This window comes from Corynebacterium sp. KPL1995 (assembly GCF_000477935.1).
In the GTDB taxonomy this organism is placed as follows: Bacteria; Actinomycetota; Actinomycetes; order Mycobacteriales; family Mycobacteriaceae; genus Corynebacterium; species Corynebacterium pseudodiphtheriticum.
The window spans coordinates 734,377-753,808 of the sequence record NZ_KI515715.1; the positions used below are offsets into that span (position 1 = coordinate 734,377).

Below are 19,432 nucleotides of genomic sequence, written 5' to 3' on the forward strand. Positions count from 1 at the left end.
AAATCTCACGACAGTGGTGAAGGGTAAACTCGCCATTCTTTGACATTAGCCCACCGAAGCGAGGACACCGTAATGATTCAGAAAATACCCTTGAAAGCTTGGGAGCTAATGTTTTCTTTATTGGTGCTCTTTTTGGCTCTCTTTTACGTTTCTATAGCGTTTGACGGGGGACTACATAGATCCATTCAAGCTGCTTTGGCTGTTGCTTTTGTACCCGTCAGCTTTTTCTGGCGGATTAAACCCATATTGTCTTCATTCTTGATGGTGATGGTTCTGTATGCATGGTCCGTTAATTGGATTACCGCACTCCCAACTAACCTGGGGTTAACTCCTTTCTTCTTATTTCTTCCGGTCGCCGTATATGGGGTTGCGCGACAATCTGACAGTAGAAGGTGGGTGACTGGCATTGCACTGTTAGCTTTTGTCTATTGCATTATCTCTCCAGTCATGTGGCAATTTGGGACTGACGCAATGGCCTACCGTAGCCTTGAACAGGCCATCTCATGGCTCCTAGTACAGTGGCTCGCGCTTTCCATTGTCCTGCAATTCGGTCGGGCTGAACGGAAACAAGAACAGCAGAGGGAACGCGATAGAAGAATAAAGGAACGGTCAAATTTAGAGAAATTAAGAAAAATCCAAACCCAAGAAAGGATACAGATTGCGCGAGAAATTCATGATGTCCTAGCCCATAGTTTGACATTAATTAATGTCCAAGCATCTGCAGGAGAAATAGCTGGGAAAACCTCTGCCGATAATAGCGACAACGCACAAGAGGAAGCCCTAAAGAATATTCGTAGAATCAGTTCTGATTCGTTAGTGGAAGTTCGTGGGATTGTTCGAGCATTAAGAGATAACACTAGTAAAAGCCAAGAGCAAGGCCTCACTGGGCTAAGCAATATGTATTCTCAATTAGAGAATTTTTCTAAAGCTGGACTCAAAATCCACGCTGATTTGCCATCTCCCGAAGAGATGCAGGAACTTGTACAATCTGTACCTCTAATTACTCAATTGGCTGTACGCAGAATCATCGATGAGTCACTAACGAATATCCTTCGTCACCAGGGTGTTGAGACTTCTACGAGTATAAAGATGTTGATTTCGTTTGCTGCTAACGAGCTTTCTTTGGTTATTACAAGCAAATCAAAAGGAAAGAGCGTTGAAGCGTTTGAGGGCTCGGGAAGTGGCTTAATCGGTATGCAAGAAAGAGTTGCCAATCTCGGCGGCTGGATTACTTTCAAGCACAAAGATGGTACGTTCTCCGTAACAGCTTCGGTGCCGATTCTGCCGGGATAGTATCCCCGGATGGGGGAAAGCATGAATTATTTAAACGGTGGTAGAGATGAAGATTCGAGTACTAATCGCAGACGACCAGCCGCTAATGGCTTCTGCCTTGAAGACTATTTTAAGTACTCAAGCAGATCTTGAAGTTGTTGGCCTGGCGCAAAATGGGATTGAAGCGGTCCAGATTGCCTCCCGATGGAAGATTGACGTCGCGGTGCTGGATATTCAAATGCCACAAATGAATGGGTTGGAAGCTGCAAAACAAATCTTAAAAGAGCATAAAGATACTAAGGTGCTGATGCTAACAACTTTCAGCGACGATAATCTAGTGGAAGATGCCCTAGAAGTCGGAGTTCACGGGTTCCTACTCAAAGACATTGATCCTGAAAATCTCATCAGTTCTGTACGTCGAATTTATGAAGGAGCATCGGTACTTTCTCCGGATGTGACTAACTTCGTATTCGAGGAATTTCGGCGAAGATCAAATTGGAAGCATAAACCCACGAATGATGAAATGGAGATAGTGAACTCTCTGACCGAACGTGAAAAACAAGTCTTAGGACGGGTTGCCTGTGCGGAGACGAATGCAGAGATTGCGGGTGCTCTTTTTATAGGTACCGCGACGGTCAAGACATATGTTTCTCGGCTGATAAATAAATTAGGAGTTCGAGATCGCGTTGGTTTAGCTGTCTGGGCACACAAAAACCAACTGACGAATCCAGAAGAATAATCGCAGTTTTAAGCATCTGGACAAACGGCTCGCTTCATCCTCTAGACTGATGCCGAATTCAGTCGCCTGACGTAGTAAGACGTCGTGAAAAACGTCCTAGAGATAGATGCTTTTATCTCAGGTGCGCCGCATCATAGAGTCATGGCTAAGACAGACGGACTAACACCTGCAATCTCATGTAATGATCTACGGATTAGTTATTCAGGACATGTGGTTCTTGATGGTTTCTCGATGGATGTAATCCCTGGTCGGGTCCATGCGCTTCTGGGGCGTAATGGAGCAGGGAAATCTACTTGTTTCCGTATGATTCTCGGTTTGGAAGACCGCGGACAAGGGGCTATCCAAATTCTTGGCTCTCCCCGGACTAGAGACAGTCTGAAAAATATCGGGGCCTCCATCAACGGGCCAGCCTTCTACGGCCACCTCTCAGCGCTAAATAATATCCGTGTTCACGCTAAGCTGCTGAATATTCCAGATCTCCAGGCGCAGGAAGCGCTTGATTTCGTAGGACTGGGACACGCTGGGAGAAAGAAGGCGCGCTCTTTTTCCACTGGTATGAAGGCGCGACTTGCTCTTGCAACAGCAATTCTTGGACGTCCCCCCATCCTTATTCTCGATGAGCCTCAAAACGGTCTTGATCCGCAGGGGATCGCAGATCTGCGAATTCTTATACGTAATTGGGTGAAGTGCGAAGGCACCGTTTTGATTAGCTCCCATCAGCTCGGAGAAATTTCTAAACTCGCTGATGACATCACGATCTTAGCCAAAGGTCATAGTGTTTATTCTGGGCCGTTGAGCGATTTTGCCGCAAGAGATCACCTTGAAGAACGCTTCCTGGACATGACCCAAGGAAGTGAAGAATCATGAGCAAAGTAAGGCCTGTGTTCGCTCGATCGCAGAGTGCGCCGAAGGCGTCCGGTATTATTCAAGCCGAAATTGTTCGTACAAAAGGATCAGCAGTGCAATGGTTTCCACTGATTGGTCTGTGGATTGGTATTACTAGTTCGACCTTAGCTTTCTGGTCTGCTGAGGGTCATGATGCCTCGGGGGCGCTGGCTTGGCAGGCTATGTACGTCACTGGTATGGCTGCTCCTCTTCTCGCTTTATTAGCTGGTCTGGCAGAAGAAAGGGAAAAAGCGAACCGATACGGAGGAACAGATACTCGTCCGGTGTCTCCATATGCTATTCGTGCGGCACGTATTGGTGTTCTCATTGGAGTGTCTGCATTGTTTCACCTGATGAACTTTGGGTCGTCCTGGGCATTAACAATATTGGATGGACGTGAAGGGGCGAATTCCCTTCTTGTTGCAGGTGGGCTAGCGTTTATGTGCAGCATTTCGACGCTTTGTATTTTCAGCCTGGTTGCACGGTATTTCTCCATTGTGATGACGTTATTAGCGGCGGTGGTGTATCAAGTAGCCGGAACTCTTTTATCTGAATCCGCACTGTGGAATCTGCTTCCACCGACCTGGCCAGTGCGTTTGCTTCTACCCGTGCTTGGCGTTCACTCCAATGCGGTCCCTTTGACTGAAGGAGAGTTACTTGCGCAAGAAACTCCTTTGCAAGGAATTGTCCTTAATAGCCTCTTTGCGCTTGTTACTCTTAGCTTGGCGATTTTCGCGCGGGGCCGCCAAAGAAAAGTTACGAACAAGAAAAATACGCAAGCCCAACCGCAACAAAGCATTTCACCTGCACAGTTTTCTCTTGATTCTGTATACGCTTCGCCTGATTTCTCTGGGCGCAATAGTCCAGACAACCTAGCTCTTGCTTTATCGTCCATCAGGATCGCATTATTCCGTAGCAGTATTTCGTGGTTGCTATTTGCCGTGTTAGCGGTTTTTGGGGTAATGGCTGCCTTTTATCCAGCAAGCTATATCAGCGGCTTCTATACGTTTTTCGTCCTACCCTTAGGCGCAGGCCTTCTTCCTATCTTGAGTTGGAAATTGTTGTCTTCTGCGTGGAGAGTCACTGTATTGGAGAACGCTAAAACTCGTGTTTCCTACCTTATGTGGCATTCCATCTTGCTCGTTTTTCTCGCGATAGTGCTAGGAGTTTTGCATACGCTTGCGGGCGGGACTTTTCCTGAAACGATGAAGCTTATCGTGCTGTGGTCAACGACGGGAGTAGTGCTGGTGAATATAAGTACCGTGCTGTGTGTGTCCTACGGTGTTGGCCTCACGATCGCATGGTCAATCTTTATCACAGTGTTGTCGGCGACTCTGGGAGGCGATGTCCTGGCTGAATCCATCCTGTGGGTTGTAGCGTTGCCTGCCTGGCCAGAGATTGCTGATACTCCAGAACGGCTCATTTTTGCAGTAATAACTGAATTACTCGTTCTTGGTTTAACAGTGCGTTGGTTTTTCGCGGCACTCAGAAAGTTTGAGCGAAGATCCTAGGTTCTGATATTCAGAAAGGTGGTTACCCTAAAACTATGGCTCCCAATTTCAATGGTTTATAGCAGCAGAATCCGGGATGCTTCAATTTGCAAGGCCCGCCAAACGAAGGCTTTCGTTTAACTGGAAAACTGAGGCCCAGAAATCTCCTGTTTTTGCGGTAAGTGCATTAGCAAGCAGGGATCCGGTTACATCAAATTGCTCTAGCTGAGGATAATAAATTCCAAGTAGGTTATGCTCATGGCTAATTTTCTTGTCCAAGATACAAGCATGCGCCCATTGCCCTGCAAACCGCCTGCGTAAACCTTCTCCCAGGAACATCTCGTATTCAATTCGGCGAGGGACAGGAATCGTTTTTGCGTTCGCAAGGAACCATTTTTCGCAGGTCTTTAATGATTCTTGGCTCCACGGGGTGCTTTGTTTTATTCCGGGGAGTAGAAGGTGCTGTTTCGAATCGACGTAGTCTTTCGCCTTCTGCGTCCAATCGGCAAGATTTACCTGCGAACTAGCCACCATACCGGCCCTACCTTTCATAATTTAAGTTAATCTGATCATAACTTCCGGAAAATCGGGGCAGTCATTTTTCGCAGTAAACTGGTGCTAAATGCCTCTCGTAAGCAAAGGAACTGTCATGCGCATTAATGAGCACGAATGGGAACTGGTAGAAGGTCTCAATCTGCCGTACCAGGAGGATGAGAACTCCACCCATGCGCAGTCACGCCAAGCCCGTGCGGTGCCACAAGTAACCAAGGTCGCCGAGCTAGAAGGCGCCACCGTGGTGCGGTTATCTTTCCGCGCCGGTGACACTATGGCGAACCACAAGGCCCCGCGCCCGATCCTGGTGCTGGGGCAAACGGGTTCAGTCACGTTCACCATCGGTGATGCGGATGCTGGTGAGCCCGTCGATGAAATCACACTCGCTCCGGGGAAAGCCGTACATGTCGACGAAGGCAAAATTCACGCCTTGCATGCCGACGCCCCGGCCGTGGTCACACTGTTGATCCTGGGTTAACAAGGCCAGCGGTGCAACGGTGAATGCTCTCAGCTCGTGTACGGAGTCGTGCTTGTTTTCGCCTTACCGATCTTACTGCCTGGAGAAATATGCCAGCGCCCGGGGTATCGCGGTAGCAATCGCGCTTGCCGACGTCGGCGCCATCCCAAATTCTGTTTGTGCAGCAAGCTGCGCGGCCCAAGAATGCACGACGACAGCGCGCCGGAAAACGTCGGCAAGATCCGCCTGGGCTGCCTCGTTGTGTTTAGCTTCCGGAGCGGCTGCTGGTGCATTCCACTCGGCGAGGAAAGCTCCCAGAATTCCGGACAGCACATCACCGGAACCAGGCGTGGCAGCCCACGAAGAACCCGTATTCACCGACACCAATCTGCCGTCAGGGCTGGCAATCAGAGTGATCCGCCCTTTGCGCAGCACCCATGCATTGAGTTGTGTCGCCAGGGCACGGGTAGTGCGCAAACGGTCGGTGGTGCCAGAAAAACCAGAGGTGCCAGCGGTACTAGCCGTAGTGGCGTCGTCTGTAGAAGCATCCTGATCCGACGCAGATAGCGAGTCTGCTAAACGCTGGAACTCTCCATCGTGAGGGGTCAGCAGCACCGGGCTAGTGCTTGCCCGGTCGCGCAGGAGCTCCCGCAGCTGCGCGCTAGCCGCTAACAACGTGATGGCGTCGGCATCCAACACCAGAGGCTGAGCGCCCCGCAACGCATATTCCAATTCCAACGCCGCGGAAATATCCGTTCCGCGCCCCGGCCCAACAACCAATGCTTGCACCCGCCCGGCGGTGCGCACACTGGTATGTGTGACTGCTTCCGGGTGCGCGCGCACCACATCACGCGTGAGTTCAGCAGGCCCAAGCACCCGCACCATCGATGGCGTAGCGGCGATCGCACCGGCCGCAGATAAAATGCCCGCGCCGGGATACGCCGCCGAGCCGGCACATAGACCAACCACGCCCGAGGAGTATTTGTCCCCAGCTGGCTGCGGTTCTAGGTTTCCGGGGCCGCTGCCGACGCCGACTGTGCCATGCTGGAATTCTGGTTCCGGTGCGCTGCCGCTTGCCGACGCCTGAGTCTTGGTTGCGATTGTTGGAACCTGGAAAAATTCGACGCTGCCCTGCTCGGAGCTAATGCTGGCGCTGCTGTTTTCTCCGTTATTGATGTCCGCACAATGTTGGTGTGCAAGTTCTTCCGCAAACGAACGCGGACCCTGCGGCAATTGCAGATCGGCGATCACGACCTTCCCGCACGCAGGTGTTGCCGCGTGCGCCAAGCGACCAGCACCAAAAGAGATAGTGACCGTCGCACGCACATAGCTATCGCCAGAGCGGCGCTCACCTGCTGGTGCTTCCGGAGCAGTGGCGCCAGTATCGCAGTGCACCCCGGTAGGTACATCAATGGCAAGAACATCGGTGCCTGCGCGCCGCTGCGTGGAAAAGAACTCGGCGAGTTCGCCGTGAAGGCCGCGGCCTGCAGATAAACCAGCGATCGCGTCGATAATCAGTGCTGGTGCTGTCGCTGCCCCCGGCGCTGTCACAGCTTCCGCTGTCGTCGCTGCAGCTGTCGTCTTCGCCGCGGCAACTAGTTCCCGAGCACTTACCTGCTCACCACCGGCGGCGCAAAAGGCCTGCCACGCAGCGGAGTGCACCTTCGGGGAGCCGTCGGCACGCGTAGCCACCGGCACCGCCTGCACACGGTAACCCGCTAACAACAAATGTGTGGCGGCAAACAAACCATCGCCGCCATTACCGCCGGGGCCGACTGCAACCACGACGTCTGCCGTCCCCGGCGCTTGCATGTCGCGCCCGCCTGTAGCCTGCTTAGCCGTTTCCTGGTGCGCGGGGGTGCGCCGAGATTGCGCCCGCAACATATCCAGGGCGGTATCGGCCACGGCAGCGGCGGCGAGCTTCATCATCTCGTCGTCGGCCACCTCATGGGCCAGGAGTGCTTTTTCCGCAGCGCGGATCTGATCAGCAGAATAAGCGAACATAAACCCAGCTTAACCACCCCGGCTTAAGCCTGTGGTGGCAAGCTACGCCCCAATGATCAAGCCTGGCAAGTCGGGCACCAAAACAGATTGCGCCCCTCGTAAGCTTTCATCGCAATATCTGAACCGCAGACATAACAATCATCTCCCGCGCGCCGGTAAACATAGACTTCGCCGCCGTGCTCGTCGTCACGCGCCGGGCGGTGCATCACCTCTGGGGTGTGCTCGTCGCGCACCGTATTGATCTCGCCGTCGACCACGCCCTGGCGCATCAGCGCCACCAGGTCTTCCCACATAGCGAAAAACACGCTGCGATCAATCGCATTACCCGGAGTAAACGGCGACTGCTGATGCCGGAACAACACCTCCGCGCGATAAATATTGCCCACCCCCGCAAACAGTTTCTGGTCCATCAACAACGAGCCGATGCTGCGCTTCGAACGCTGCACCTTCGTCCACACCTGCTTCGGATCGGCATCATCACGGATAGGATCTTCCCCGATCTTGCCGACGGCGATGGCGTATTCCTCGTCCGTGATCAGCCGACACCACTGCGGGCCGCGCAGATTCGCCGCCAGAATGTGGGGGTTCCCGCTGTCGGAGTTGCCTTCGGCGGCGGAGGTGCTTCTGGTTTTGGTGCCAGAATCATTCGCGTCGCCGTCGGCAAGTGTTTCTATGCGCAATCGGATCTGGCCCCAGACCTTCTCGCGATCCTCAAAACGCAAGTGTCCAATCAGGCCCAAGTGGATATAGATGATGTGCTCGTCGGACGCGGCGTCGAAGTGCAAAAATAAGTGTTTGCCAAAAGCTTCCGCCCGCTCGAGCCGGGAGCCGTCGACAAGCGTTGCTTCCGTGGCAAAACGGCCCTGTGGGCTGGTGATATGCAGGCGCTGGGTGCCAAAAATGCGGGTGAATTCGTCGGCAAGACGGTGGATGACGTGACCTTCAGGCATGTCTCTAGCCTAGCGCTGTGCTTGCGCTATGTTCGTGCTGGGCGCTGGATGATCAGAGCTTAGGCCTGTCGAGTGACAGCTATTATTTATCGCCGTGCTGGGCGCGTATACTAGTCATGCGTCATAGATTTTTCGAGGCTGCACGCGGGGGATCCTCGCGAGAGAAAGTAAGGCACAATGGCGCATAAGATCGGGTTTGATCGCGAGAAATACATTCAACTCCAATCGGAGCACATCAACGCGCGACGGAAAGAAATCGGCGGCAAGCTTTATCTCGAAATGGGGGGCAAGCTTTTCGACGACCTGCACGCATCACGCGTCCTGCCGGGATTTACCCCGGATAATAAAATCGCGATGCTGGAGCAGCTGAAAAACGACCTGGAGATCATGATCTGCGTGAACTCCAAGGACCTGCTGCGCAATAAAATCCGCGCGGACCTTGGCATTACCTACGAAGATGACGTGTTGCGGCTTGTCGACGTCTTCCGTGAGCGCGGTTTTTTAGTGGAAAACGTCGTCATCACCCAGCTGGAAGACGGTAACCACCAGGCAGAAGCCTTCATCCAGCGCCTGCACCGCATGGGGCTGAAGGTTTCTCGCCACCGCACGATCCCGGGCTACCCCACGGATGCTGACCGCATCGTGTCCGAAGATGGCTTTGGCCGCAATGACTTTGCAGAAACCTCCCGCGATCTGATCATCATGACCGCGCCGGGGCCGGGTTCCGGCAAGATGGCGACCTGCCTATCGCAGATTTATCACGAACACCAGCGCGGCGTGAACGCCGGTTACGCAAAATTTGAAACCTTCCCCATTTGGAACCTGCCGCTCGAGCACCCCGTCAACCTGGCCTATGAGGCAGCCACCGCAGATCTGGACGACGCCAACGTCATCGACCCGTATCATCTGTCGGCCTATGACCAAAAGGCCTCGAATTACAACCGCGACGTCGAAGCCTTCCCGCTGCTCAAGCGCCTGTTGGAAAAGCTGGTGGGGGCTTCGCCGTATCAGTCGCCAACAGACATGGGCGTGAACATGGTCGGCTACTGCATCAGCGACGACGAAGCCTGCCAGGAAGCCGCCCGCCAGGAAATCATCCGCCGTTATTTCAAAGCCCTGGTTACCGAGCGCACCGACGAACTCGACAGCACGTTATCTGGGCGCGTGGCCGTGGTGATGAACAAAGCCGGTGTTGCCGTCGACGATCGCGCGGTACTTGCTCCGGCGCGCCGGGTGGCTGAGGAAAGCGGGCAGCCGGGTTCTGCCATTGAGCTTGCCGACGGCACCATGGTCACCGGAAAAACCTCCAGCCTGCTGGGTTGTTCGGCGGCAATGTTGCTGAATGCCTTGAAGCACTTGGCTGGTATTCCTGACGACGTCTTGTTGCTGGCTCCGGAAGCCATCGAACCGATCCAAACGCTGAAAACCCAGCACTTGGGTTCGAAGAACCCCCGTTTGCACACTGATGAAGTATTGATTGCGTTGTCGGTGTCTGCAGCGAATTCCGCTGATGCTCGCGCGGCACTGGCGGCGTTGAAGAACCTGCGGGATTGTGAAGTGCACACCACCACGATTCTGGGACCTGTTGACGAAGGCATTTTCCGCAACCTTGGCGTGCGCGTGAGCAGTGATCCGGTGTTCTGGCGTAAAGGTTTGTATCACAAGGTTTAAGCCTGCGGCTTCTTCTGTTCAGGCCTGGCGTGCCAGGTATTTCGGCACTGGCCCCGGCGTGCCCGGTGTTTCGGCACCGGCCCTGCAAAGTATAGACGTTCGGGGCAGAAACACCAGCGTTTAGGAAAACTTCCAGCTGGTTATTAAAATGCGGCTTATGACTAGCCGCAGCGAATCGCTTGAATCCAAAATCCTGCTGTATTACCAGTTCACCCCTATCGCAGACCCGCAGGCGGTGATGCTGTGGCAAAAGGCTTTGTGCGAATCGCTGGGGCTGAAAGGCCGAATTCTCATTTCCAAGCACGGCATCAACGGCACCGTCGGCGGCACGGTCGCTGCTTGTAAGCAGTACCGCAAGCGCACCCGCGAATATGATGGCTTCCATTCCATGTCCTTCAAATGGTCCAATGGCGGTGCCGATGATTTCCCACGCTTGTCGGTGAAAGTCCGTGATGAAATCGTTGCTTTCAACGCTGCTGATGAGTTGAAGGTTGATGAAAACGGCGTGATCGGCGGCGGCGTGCACCTGAAACCGGAAGAAGTGAATAAACTCGTCGAAGAGCGTGGCGACGACGTGGTGTTTTTCGACGGCCGCAACGCCATGGAAGCCGAGATTGGCAAGTTTAAAAATGCGGTGGTGCCGGATGTGGAAACCACGCATGACTTCATCAAAGAAATCGAATCCGGTAAGTACGACTGGATGAAGGACAAGCCGGTGATTTCCTATTGCACGGGCGGCATCCGTTGTGAAATTTTGTCTTCGTTGATGAAAAACCGCGGCTTCAACGAGGTCTATCAGGTCGACGGCGGCATCGTGCGCTACGGCGAAAAATACGGAAACAAAGGCCTGTGGGAAGGCTCGTTGTATGTGTTTGATGAGCGCATGCACATGGAATTTGGGCAGGACAATGACCCCAATTTTGTGCAATTAGGGCACTGCATCCACTGTGGAGTGGGCAATAATAAGTTCAATAACTGCATCAATGAAGACACTTGCCGCAGGCAAGTGCTGATTTGCGATGATTGCTATGCTAACCCGCGCACCGCGCATTGCGGGCGCGAGGACTGCCAGGAAGTTGCCGAGGCTATCGCGCAAAAAGAGGAAGCAGAAAAAGCAGAAGCGCAAAAGCAGGGCGCGTAGCTTTCTGCAGTGCTGCGGCGCCTCGATATTTTATACCGAGGCGTTTTAAACCGGGGACTTTTATAGCGCCAGTATCTGCACGGCGCCGAGCCCCCAAAACATGGCGTTGGGCACTAATACCCAGAACACGCCCATCCAGGTGCGCCACCGCACGCCGGCGCGGAGTTTGCGCACCATGATGATCGCGCAGATCACCATGCTGAAAAACGGAATCGTCCACGCGAGGATCGGCCACCAGGTGTGCGAGGCTTCGGTGCACAACCAGGCCGCTTCGCCGGAATCGCACAACTCACCGCCGGTGAGTCGGCTGAACAGCAAGGAACCAAGCCCGACGACGAAAGATCCCACCATGGCCCAAAGCAAGTAGCGCCTAGCCTGGCGGGAAGATTCTTCGTCTTTGCCCGCGCGCATATATGGGTCTGGGCTATTGGCTAGCTCGTCGAGGCTACGAGGATTCCGCGTGAACCGAGACGGATCATCGTCGTAGAGATCGTTTTCTGGGTGCGGAAAATTCGGGGTAGCAGGCATGCCTCTAGTCTAGGGGCGTTGGCTTATTCTGGCTTTTGCGCACCTAATCTTGCTGTTCTTGCTGTTCCTGCCGTTCATACCCGGCGGGTAAGACCACGGCGGGAACGCGAATATTCTGTAGGAATTCCGAGGTTGGCGAACCAATAAAAACCCGTGGCGAAGGTCCTGCATCGCTGGAATCCAGACATAACAAGTCGCCCTTTTTCCACTTCAATGCGTCGATTGCGCCTTTCCACCCGTCGCCGGAGCCAATGCCGGTCTCTACGGTGATGTCTGGGAAGCAGTCCATGATGCGATCGCGTGCACGGTCCAGCATCGCTAGTGCATTCTCGTGCCACTGATCGGTAAGATCCTGCACCAAAGATTTTTTGATTGTGACTGGGATATCGACCAGTCCGGTAGGCGAAAAAGCGACTATCCGCAATGGTAATGAAAGCTTGTTGGCTAAACTCGCAGCGTACAGAAGTCCAACCTGTGAGGTGTCTTCGCCGGATTCTAAAAACGCGTAGTTCAGGCGGGTGATGCCATGTTTGGATAGCTTTGTTGCACGGGGTGCCAAACCCAGTGGACTCGGTGAAGAGTGCAATAGTGCAGAGGTCGTCGACGAGCTGTGAAAACGCCCTTTGGGGGTCGAAGCGCTGGAGCCGACGATGACGAGGTCGGCAGCGAAATCTTTGGCTGCTTCGGTCAAAATTGGGGCGGGGGAGGAACCATCGGCAAACACCGAGAAATCATCGTCCCAACACTGTGAGGGAATCTCAGCTTGCGTGAGCGCTTCTTCTACTGCTGTGGCGCACGCTTTGGCCTCTTTGTTGAAAGATTTTTGGTATTTGCCGCCTAGTTTCGCCAATGAAGTTGCTGGCCATGGGCGTAGCAAAATGGAAATCACGCGGATTCTGACGGGCATGGACCGGGCGAGCCATGCGGCGTAGGCGATGGCTTCGTCTCCGGAAGACGTTGGGTTCCAGGCGACGAGAACGCGGAGCGGTTGGCGCGCGCTTGTCGACGATACGGCGCCGGCAGAATCAGTGGCCATGAAAACTTAGTGTAGTTCGTTAGTTGTTTTCGTTGTGCTTTGCCGGGGTGTAGCGCTCTGCCAGCTCGACAATGACGTCGGCAAGCTCATGCGCGTTGGCCAGGGTTGCTTCGTCCAAATGATCCAGCAATTGGGCTAGCGTTTTGCGACGCGCTTCCCGTGCTTCCTCGTATTCAGTTTTGCCGAGGTTGGTCAGGGCTACTTTGACTCCACGGCGGTCGACGCTGTCGCGTACACGACGAATTAGTTCCCTGCGCTCCAGTTGCACCAAAGCATTGGAGGCGGTAGGCATACGGATGCCTTCTGCCTCGGAAACCGCGCTGATGCGGCTGGCGCCATTTTTGTACAGAAACTCCATGATGGTCATCTGGGCCGGGGTCAACGAATAGTGACTAGCGATGCGGTCGTAAAGAACTCGTAAGCGAGTCATTGGTTCCTGGAGTTTCGCTGCCACTTCTTCCGCTGTTTTACTCATGGCTGATAGCTTAGTCACTTTTAGCAATGAATGCTTTTAGTTGGGCTGCAGCCTCGTCGTCAGAAAGCTGAACTGGTGGAGATTCGAAGTCACCGACTGCGTCTTCGATACCTTCTTAGACGCCAGGCGCTGTCGGTCCAGCATGTTTTTAAAGTTCATGTTGCCGCCGACGTTCAACTGCATAGTGCGGTCTAGACGGACGCCACGATCCTCGAAAAGCTTCGCCATCACTCGGTGAGTGATCGTTGCGCCGACCTGCGATTTGATGTCGTCGCCAACGATAGGCAACCCGGCGTCAAGGAATTTCTGTGCCCACTCGGGGTCGGATGCGATGAATACTGGTAGTGCGTTGACGAAGGCGCAACCCGCGTCGATGGCGGCCTGTGCATAGTATTTGTCGGCTTCTTCCGAACCCACAGGGAGGTAAGAGACGAGTACGTCAACCTCAGCGTTGCGCAAAGCTTGGGCGACGTCTACTGGTTCTGCCTTGGATTCTTCGATGGATGCCAGATAGTGCATGCCCAGCCCATCCAGGGTGGGGCCACGTTGCACTGTTACCCCGGTGGGCGGAACGTCTGCAATGCGGATCGTGCAATTAAGCGATGCATCGAGAGCGTCGGCAAGATCGCTGCCAACTTTTGCGGCATCAACATCAAACGCGGCGACGAATTCCACATCACCAACGTGGTATTCACCTAGCTGGGTATGCATGAGGCCAGGGATTTTCTCATCGACAGGTGCGTTGCGGTAAAACTCCACGCCCTGCACCAGGGAAGTAGCACAATTGCCGACACCGGCGATGGCCACACGAACTTTGGACATGATGATTGCTCCTTTCGTTAGCCAGGCCAGCTTAAAAGCAACACGCTGCGGAAACAGTGCCGAAATGTTGGTGTATCGATCAAGTACAACGAGGTGTATCGATCAAGATGAACCCACGGTGGTTTCCACCAACTGGACACACCCCGTATTCTTTGAAGAGATATTTCTACAAGGCAATGACAGAGGTTTGACGGTGACTGAGAACTCCCAGACTGACACCGACGACGCCCGGCAGCCGCGTACCCGGCGCCAGAAGATATGGATCACGCTAGCGATCATCTTCGTGGCTATTTTGGCGATTCCAGGCATGATTTTTGCGGTCGCTTATGTGCGTGCCGATACCCCGGAACCAAGCGAGGTGACCACCGCGCAGGTTTCCCATATCTATGCCTCTGACGGCACCACCGAGCTGGCTCGTTTAGTGCCGCCAGAAGGCAACCGCACGTTCGTGTCTTTGGAAGACCTTCCAGAGTATGTGTCGAATGCTGTGCTGGCCGCCGAAGATCGTGATTTTTGGGATAACAGTGGCTTTTCCGTATCCGGCTTTTTGCGTGCCGCCTGGGGGCAGGTCACGGGCAACGCTAACGCCGGAGGCGGGTCGACGATTACCCAGCAGTACGTGAAAAACGTCATCGTGGGTGACGATCACTCCTATGCACGAAAATGGAATGAATTGGTCCACTCCATCAAAATGACTAATGAGTGGGACAAAGCGCAGATCCTGGAGTCTTATCTCAATACCGTGTACTTCGGACGCAATGCTTACGGTATTGAAGCTGCGTCGACGGCGTATTTCAACAAACCAGCCACCGAGCTGACGATAGAAGAAGCCGCGGTGCTGGCCGCGACTATCCAGGTGCCGAACCAACTAGACCCGTGGAATAACCGGGAACGGGCGGAAGGTCGTTGGAATTATGTGCTGGACGGTTTGGTCGAGATGGGGCTGTTGCCAGCAGAACAACGCGCCGGGATGTTTTATCCGGAAACTCGCGACCCAGCTGAATACTCGGCGTACACGGAAGCCACCGGTCCGAACGGTCACATTAAAAACAAGGTCATCGAAGAACTGGAAACTTTAGGCATTACCGAAGACGATGTGACCAACCGCGGTTTACAGGTAACCACCACAATCGACCAGCATGTACAGAATTCCGTGCTGCAGTCTGTGGAAGAAAACATGGCGGGGTTGCAAGAAGATGCCCGCTCGGCTGTGGTGACCATCGAGCCAGCTACAGGCGCGGTGCGCGGTTACTACGGTGGGGACGAAGCATCTGGTTGGGACTACGCTTCAGCCGGGCTGCAGACTGGATCAACGTTCAAGATTGTTGGCCTAGCCGCCGCTTTGCAACAAGGCATCCCGTTGGGGGCTAATTACGCTTCGACGCCTGTGATGCTGCCGGGTGGCATTGAAGTCACCAACTGGGACGGCAATGGCTGTGGTGTGTGCTCCATCGCCACGGCGTTGGAATACTCCTACAACACCTCATTCATCCGTTTGCAGGATGACTTGGTCAACGGCACGCAAGATACCGCTGATATGGGACACGCACTGGGAGTGGCCAAGTCTTTCCCTGGTGTGCCGGAATCGCTGACTGAAAACGGCGAGCAACCTTATGAAGGCATCGTGCTGGGGCAGTACCAGTCGCGAGTTTTGGATATGGCGACTGTGATGGCCACGCTAACCAACCACGGGGTTTATAATCAGCCGCATTTTGTTTCTCGCGTAGAAACTTCCCGCGGTGAAGTGCTCTACGAGCACAACGATCACAAGCCAGAACGGCGCGTCTCTGAGACAGTTGCGGACAACGTAATCCAAGCGATGCAACCAGTGGCTGCGCATGCCGGCCAGGTGTTGGCTGGAGGCCGTCCGTCGGCAAGCAAGACCGGTACCGCACAGTTGGGCGATACCGGACTGAACAAGGACGCTTGGATGGTTGGTGGCACCCCAGAATTGTCCACCGCAGTCTGGGTGGGTACTGCCGACAACACTTCGGCGATTTTCAATCAGTACGGCGGCAATATGTATGGCGCCAATACTCCTGGATCGATCTGGAAGGACTCCTTAGATCGAGCGCTGGAAGGACGCGAGCAGGCTTCCTTCGAAAGCGCAGCCCCGGTGCGTTGGCGCACCTATGGCAATTCCGGCTCAAACCTGATCGAAAGCTATGTACCACCGGCATCTAGTGGCACGGGACGTTCCGGTTACGGTAGCGGAACTGGTGGGGCCACGACGCCAAACCAGACTCCGGAAACCCCTGCAGACGGTGCAGAGGATGACGAACAACCAGGCCAAGGCGAGCAAGCTCCCGCGCCGGGTGGACAGGCGCCAGGAGGCCAAGGCCAAAACGGTGGACAAGGTGGCGCGACTGGCCAGGGCGGCCAGGGCGGTCAGAACCAAGGGGGTGGCCAGGGCGGGCGCCAGGCGCCACCGGCTCCGGGCGCAGTCATCGAAGACGCCATCAACGAGTTGGAGAACCTGCTGTAATGAACAACCGGGCTGGCTGGGTTGCGCCTGCTGAGACCGAACCGGCAGCCCGGCGGTTGATCGATTTCCTAGGTGGGCACGTCGGTAAGCATGGGAGGCTGGCGCATTCACGCTGGTTTAACCCCGTGCAGGTGATCGTCTCAGTGGCGATGTTGTTTCTTGCGGGAGGGTTCCTCAGCAAGGCGCACTGCACCCGCGGCAGTATCAATCCCGATACTGGTGCGATTGATCTCAACTGGTCGGGCAACCGGGCTTATGTCTCCGCTTGCTATAACGACATCGTGCCGTTGTTTGCCGGGCGTGGGTTGGACACCGGAGTTTTTCCTTACGCTTATTCCTGGCAGGAAGGCGACCTGACCCGTTACCTGGAATACCCTGTGGTTACGGGGTATTTTCAAGGCTTCATGGGTTGGTTAGCCCGCATTAGCTACCCTCCAGTGGAAGCCATCAGTAAACACCTCGTGCCGGTGCCCATGGCCGGGTGGTATTTCGTGCTCACGGTTCTGGTGCTCGCGATACTGTGGGTAGCGACTGTGCGCATGGCCTGTGCACTCGCAGGCAGACGCATTTGGGACATCATTCTGGTTGCTGCAAGCCCATTGGTACTGGTGCACGCTTTTACCAATTGGGATATTCTCGCGATTTTCTTCGCAGTGGCTGGCTTGTTGGCATTTTCACGCGGACGCACGGTCTGGGCCGGAATTGCTATTGGGCTAGGTACCGCAGCCAAATTATGGCCGGTGTTTTTGCTGGGCGCTTTCATTGTTTTAGCACTACGCTTGCGCAGATTCCGGTCGTTCATCATAGTGGCGGTGAGCACCGCGGTGACATGGCTAGTGGTCAACCTTCCGGTACTGCTTGCTTACCCAGAGGCATGGAATGAATTCAATCGTTTGAACAGCACGCGCAGTTGGGAATGGACCACAATTTATGCTGTTGCCGCACGTTTGACGCTTTTCGACGGCTTCGACCCGGAAGGTGCGGAGGTTCCACAAATCCTCAACAGCGTGAGCCTAGTGCTGTTTATGGCGAGCTGTCTGGCAATCGCCATTGTCGGGTTCGTCGGCAAGCGCCAACCGCGGGTGGCGGAACTAGTTTTCCTAATTATTGCCGCGTTTTTGCTGTTCAATAAAGTCTGGTCGCCGCAATATTCGTTGTGGCTGGTCATTCCGGCTGTGCTGGCGTTGCCACGATGGAGGCTGTTGTGGGCCTGGATGGCGGTTGACATGTTCGTCTGGCCAGTACTGATGTGGCATATGCACGGTTCCGATAACAACGGGCTGCCGGCGGAATTTTTGGATCTCGTGGTGCTCACGCGCACCGGGCTGATTGTGGTGTTGGTGGTCTGCGTGGTGCGACAAATGCTCGGGCGTAGCGAGGATACGGTTTATCAGGCCCATAACGGTTATGACCCGTTGGCCGGGCCGTTGCAAGTGTCACCGGAAAAAGCGGCAGAGCACGTGCAAATGCGGGAAGGGCGCGTAAGCAAAACCATGTGGCATGCGAATGAAAAGGAGAATGCATGAACGCCATCGTTATCAGCGGAGTTATTTCCATAGTGATTGGGTTGGGATGTATCGGTGCTGCATATTGGGCTATTCATCGCAAACCTACCCGTCGGCCAGCCGTGGTGTTTGGGCTGATTGCACTACTGTTTCTGACGGTCATACCGACTATGCTGGCGGTATTTTTCGCTACTACTAACGCTGGCTAATTTAGCGCTGGGTAATTTAACGCTAGTCAGTTTAGTGCTGGTTAATTTAGCACTAGTTAATTTAGTGCAGGGGACTTTGCGTGTCGTTTGTGCAGTCAATTGTGCAGTCAATTTGTCAGCGATACGCCAGGCCGGGAACAGCAGCTCCGCTAATGATTGCGGATATCCCCTGGGTGCGCTAATCTTTGAGGGTTGCTTGACGCAACGAACCCTCCTGCCATATCCGCGAAGGTGATATGGCCGAAACGACAAGACCATAGGAGGTGATGAGGTCCGTGCGTCGCTACGAAGTAATGATCATCCTGGATGCTAAGCAGGATGAACGCACCGTTGCCCCATCCCTGGATAAGTTCCTCGAGACTGTCCGCAAGGATAACGGCAAGGTGGAAAACGTTGATGTGGTAGGCAAGCGCAGCTTGGCTTATCCAATCAAGAAGAGTTCCGAAGGCATCTACGCCGTCATCAACCTGGAATGCGAACCGGATTCGGTTAAAGAGCTTGATCGGCGTCTGAACCTTTCCGATACCGTACTGCGTACCAAGGTTCTGCGTACCGACAGCTAAATCCGGATACTGGAGGTCGTAGACGACGAACCTGCATCCCGGAAAGCACTGAGGAGAAAACATGGCACAGGGAGATACCAACATCACCGTGGTCGGCAACGCAGTTGCGGACCCAGAATTGCGCTTCACCCCATCGGGTGCAGCGGTGGCTAACTTCCGTATCGCTTCCACCCCGCGGCGCTATAACGCGCAAACGCAGCAGTGGGAAGACGGTGAGGCCCTGTTTTTGACCTGCAACGCTTGGCGCAACATGGCGGAAAACGTTGCAGAATCGGTGTCTAAGGGTATGCGAGTGATCGTCACCGGCCGTTTGCGCCAACGTTCCTTCCAAACCAAAGAGGGCGAAAGCCGTACAGTCTTTGAAATTGAAGTGGACGAGGTAGGCCCGTCGCTGAAATACGCTTCCGCACAAGTGAACCGGAACCCGCGTGAGGGCGGCTCCGGGAACTTTGGTGGAGGCGGTAACAACCAGTCGAACCAGGGTGGTTTCGGCGGAGGTGCTCCTTCCGGTGGTGCGCAGGGTGGATTCGGTGGTAACCAGTCCAACCAGTCGAACAACAACGGTCCGGATAATGATCCGTGGAATTCCGCCCCACCCGCTGGTGGTTTCGGCGGAGATAGCGAACCTCCATTTTAAGATTTAGCTCG

Annotated in this window: 18 protein-coding genes and 1 pseudogene; 12 read left to right on the forward strand and 7 right to left on the reverse strand. The window is 54.4% G+C overall.

The features are described 5' to 3' along the window. Window positions 1-72: 72 nt before the first annotated feature. The 4 genes from HMPREF1292_RS03250 (at window position 73) to HMPREF1292_RS03265 (ending at window position 4,407) form a co-directional block, all read left to right on the forward strand. The gene (locus HMPREF1292_RS03250; RefSeq protein ID WP_023018737.1) at window positions 73-1,293 is read left to right on the forward strand and encodes a sensor histidine kinase; all 1,221 of its coding nucleotides are present in this window, start codon (window positions 73-75) and stop codon (window positions 1,291-1,293) included. A 46-nt stretch (window positions 1,294-1,339) separates the two neighbouring features. Then, a complete protein-coding gene (locus HMPREF1292_RS03255) occupies window positions 1,340-2,011 on the forward strand; it encodes a response regulator transcription factor (protein ID WP_023018738.1) in 672 nt (223 codons plus the stop codon). A 141-nt stretch (window positions 2,012-2,152) separates the two neighbouring features. Further along, window positions 2,153-2,878 (forward strand): ATP-binding cassette domain-containing protein, encoded by a 726-nt coding sequence (locus tag HMPREF1292_RS03260; protein WP_034645686.1) that lies wholly within the window; start codon window positions 2,153-2,155, stop codon window positions 2,876-2,878. Beyond that, a complete protein-coding gene (locus tag HMPREF1292_RS03265) occupies window positions 2,875-4,407 on the forward strand; it encodes a hypothetical protein (RefSeq protein ID WP_023018740.1) in 1,533 nt (510 codons plus the stop codon). Before HMPREF1292_RS03260 ends, HMPREF1292_RS03265 begins: the two co-directional genes overlap by 4 nt. 81 nt (window positions 4,408-4,488) lie before the next feature. Here the strand turns inward: HMPREF1292_RS03265 and HMPREF1292_RS03270 are convergent, their stop codons facing one another. Further along, window positions 4,489-4,920, reverse strand: a complete 432-nt coding sequence (locus tag HMPREF1292_RS03270; RefSeq protein WP_023018741.1) for a hypothetical protein — start codon at window positions 4,918-4,920, stop codon at window positions 4,489-4,491. 88 nt (window positions 4,921-5,008) lie between these two features. Between HMPREF1292_RS03270 and HMPREF1292_RS03275 the strand changes: the two genes are divergently transcribed. Further along, window positions 5,009-5,416, forward strand: a complete 408-nt coding sequence (locus HMPREF1292_RS03275; protein ID WP_232218004.1) for a hypothetical protein — start codon at window positions 5,009-5,011, stop codon at window positions 5,414-5,416. A 72-nt stretch (window positions 5,417-5,488) separates the two neighbouring features. Here HMPREF1292_RS03275 and HMPREF1292_RS03280 read toward each other — a convergent pair whose 3' ends face one another. Next, on the reverse strand, window positions 5,489-7,399 hold the full coding sequence (locus HMPREF1292_RS03280) for a bifunctional ADP-dependent NAD(P)H-hydrate dehydratase/NAD(P)H-hydrate epimerase (RefSeq protein ID WP_023018742.1): 1,911 nt from the start codon (window positions 7,397-7,399) through the stop codon (window positions 5,489-5,491). A 56-nt stretch (window positions 7,400-7,455) separates the two neighbouring features. Further along, window positions 7,456-8,349, reverse strand: coding sequence for an Fpg/Nei family DNA glycosylase (locus HMPREF1292_RS03285; RefSeq protein ID WP_023018743.1), 894 nt, complete (start codon window positions 8,347-8,349; stop codon window positions 7,456-7,458). Window positions 8,350-8,526: 177 nt separating this feature from the next. On the opposite strand from HMPREF1292_RS03285, the gene HMPREF1292_RS03290 reads away from it, so the two are divergent. After that, window positions 8,527-10,020, forward strand: coding sequence for a DUF1846 domain-containing protein (locus HMPREF1292_RS03290; protein WP_023018744.1), 1,494 nt, complete (start codon window positions 8,527-8,529; stop codon window positions 10,018-10,020). 157 nt (window positions 10,021-10,177) lie between these two features. Beyond that, window positions 10,178-11,161 (forward strand): rhodanese-related sulfurtransferase, encoded by a 984-nt coding sequence (locus HMPREF1292_RS03295; RefSeq protein ID WP_023018745.1) that lies wholly within the window; start codon window positions 10,178-10,180, stop codon window positions 11,159-11,161. Between the two features lie 60 nt (window positions 11,162-11,221). On the opposite strand, the gene HMPREF1292_RS03300 is transcribed toward HMPREF1292_RS03295, so the two are convergent. The 4 genes and pseudogenes from HMPREF1292_RS03300 to HMPREF1292_RS03315 form a co-directional block, all read right to left on the reverse strand. Then, window positions 11,222-11,689 carry a hypothetical protein gene (locus tag HMPREF1292_RS03300; protein WP_023018746.1) on the reverse strand — a complete coding sequence of 156 codons (468 nt, stop codon included), beginning with the start codon at window positions 11,687-11,689 and terminating at the stop codon, window positions 11,222-11,224. A gap of 43 nt (window positions 11,690-11,732) precedes the next feature. Continuing rightward, complete coding sequence (locus HMPREF1292_RS03305; RefSeq protein WP_023018747.1) at window positions 11,733-12,725, reverse strand: universal stress protein; 993 nt, start codon at window positions 12,723-12,725, stop codon at window positions 11,733-11,735. A 19-nt stretch (window positions 12,726-12,744) separates the two neighbouring features. Continuing rightward, complete coding sequence (locus HMPREF1292_RS03310; protein WP_023018748.1) at window positions 12,745-13,200, reverse strand: MarR family winged helix-turn-helix transcriptional regulator; 456 nt, start codon at window positions 13,198-13,200, stop codon at window positions 12,745-12,747. Between the two features lie 78 nt (window positions 13,201-13,278). Continuing rightward, a pseudogene (locus HMPREF1292_RS03315) lies at window positions 13,279-14,022 on the reverse strand (inositol-3-phosphate synthase); the annotation flags it as partial. Window positions 14,023-14,215: 193 nt separating this feature from the next. On the opposite strand from HMPREF1292_RS03315, the gene HMPREF1292_RS03320 reads away from it, so the two are divergent. The 5 genes from HMPREF1292_RS03320 to HMPREF1292_RS03340 all read left to right on the forward strand — a co-directional run bounded on the left by HMPREF1292_RS03320 (window position 14,216) and on the right by HMPREF1292_RS03340 (window position 19,421). Next, the gene (locus tag HMPREF1292_RS03320) at window positions 14,216-16,507 is read left to right on the forward strand and encodes a transglycosylase domain-containing protein (protein ID WP_023018750.1); all 2,292 of its coding nucleotides are present in this window, start codon (window positions 14,216-14,218) and stop codon (window positions 16,505-16,507) included. Beyond that, window positions 16,507-18,033: a glycosyltransferase family 87 protein gene (locus HMPREF1292_RS03325; protein ID WP_023018751.1), complete on the forward strand. Its 1,527-nt coding sequence runs from the start codon at window positions 16,507-16,509 to the stop codon at window positions 18,031-18,033. Before HMPREF1292_RS03320 ends, HMPREF1292_RS03325 begins: the two co-directional genes overlap by 1 nt. Continuing rightward, window positions 18,030-18,221, forward strand: a complete 192-nt coding sequence (locus tag HMPREF1292_RS03330; protein WP_023018752.1) for a hypothetical protein — start codon at window positions 18,030-18,032, stop codon at window positions 18,219-18,221. Before HMPREF1292_RS03325 ends, HMPREF1292_RS03330 begins: the two co-directional genes overlap by 4 nt. 275 nt (window positions 18,222-18,496) lie before the next feature. After that, window positions 18,497-18,784, forward strand: a complete 288-nt coding sequence (gene rpsF / locus HMPREF1292_RS03335) for a 30S ribosomal protein S6 (RefSeq protein WP_023018753.1) — start codon at window positions 18,497-18,499, stop codon at window positions 18,782-18,784. A gap of 61 nt (window positions 18,785-18,845) precedes the next feature. Next, a complete protein-coding gene (locus HMPREF1292_RS03340) occupies window positions 18,846-19,421 on the forward strand; it encodes a single-stranded DNA-binding protein (protein WP_023018754.1) in 576 nt (191 codons plus the stop codon). The last annotated feature ends 11 nt before the right edge of the window (window positions 19,422-19,432 follow it).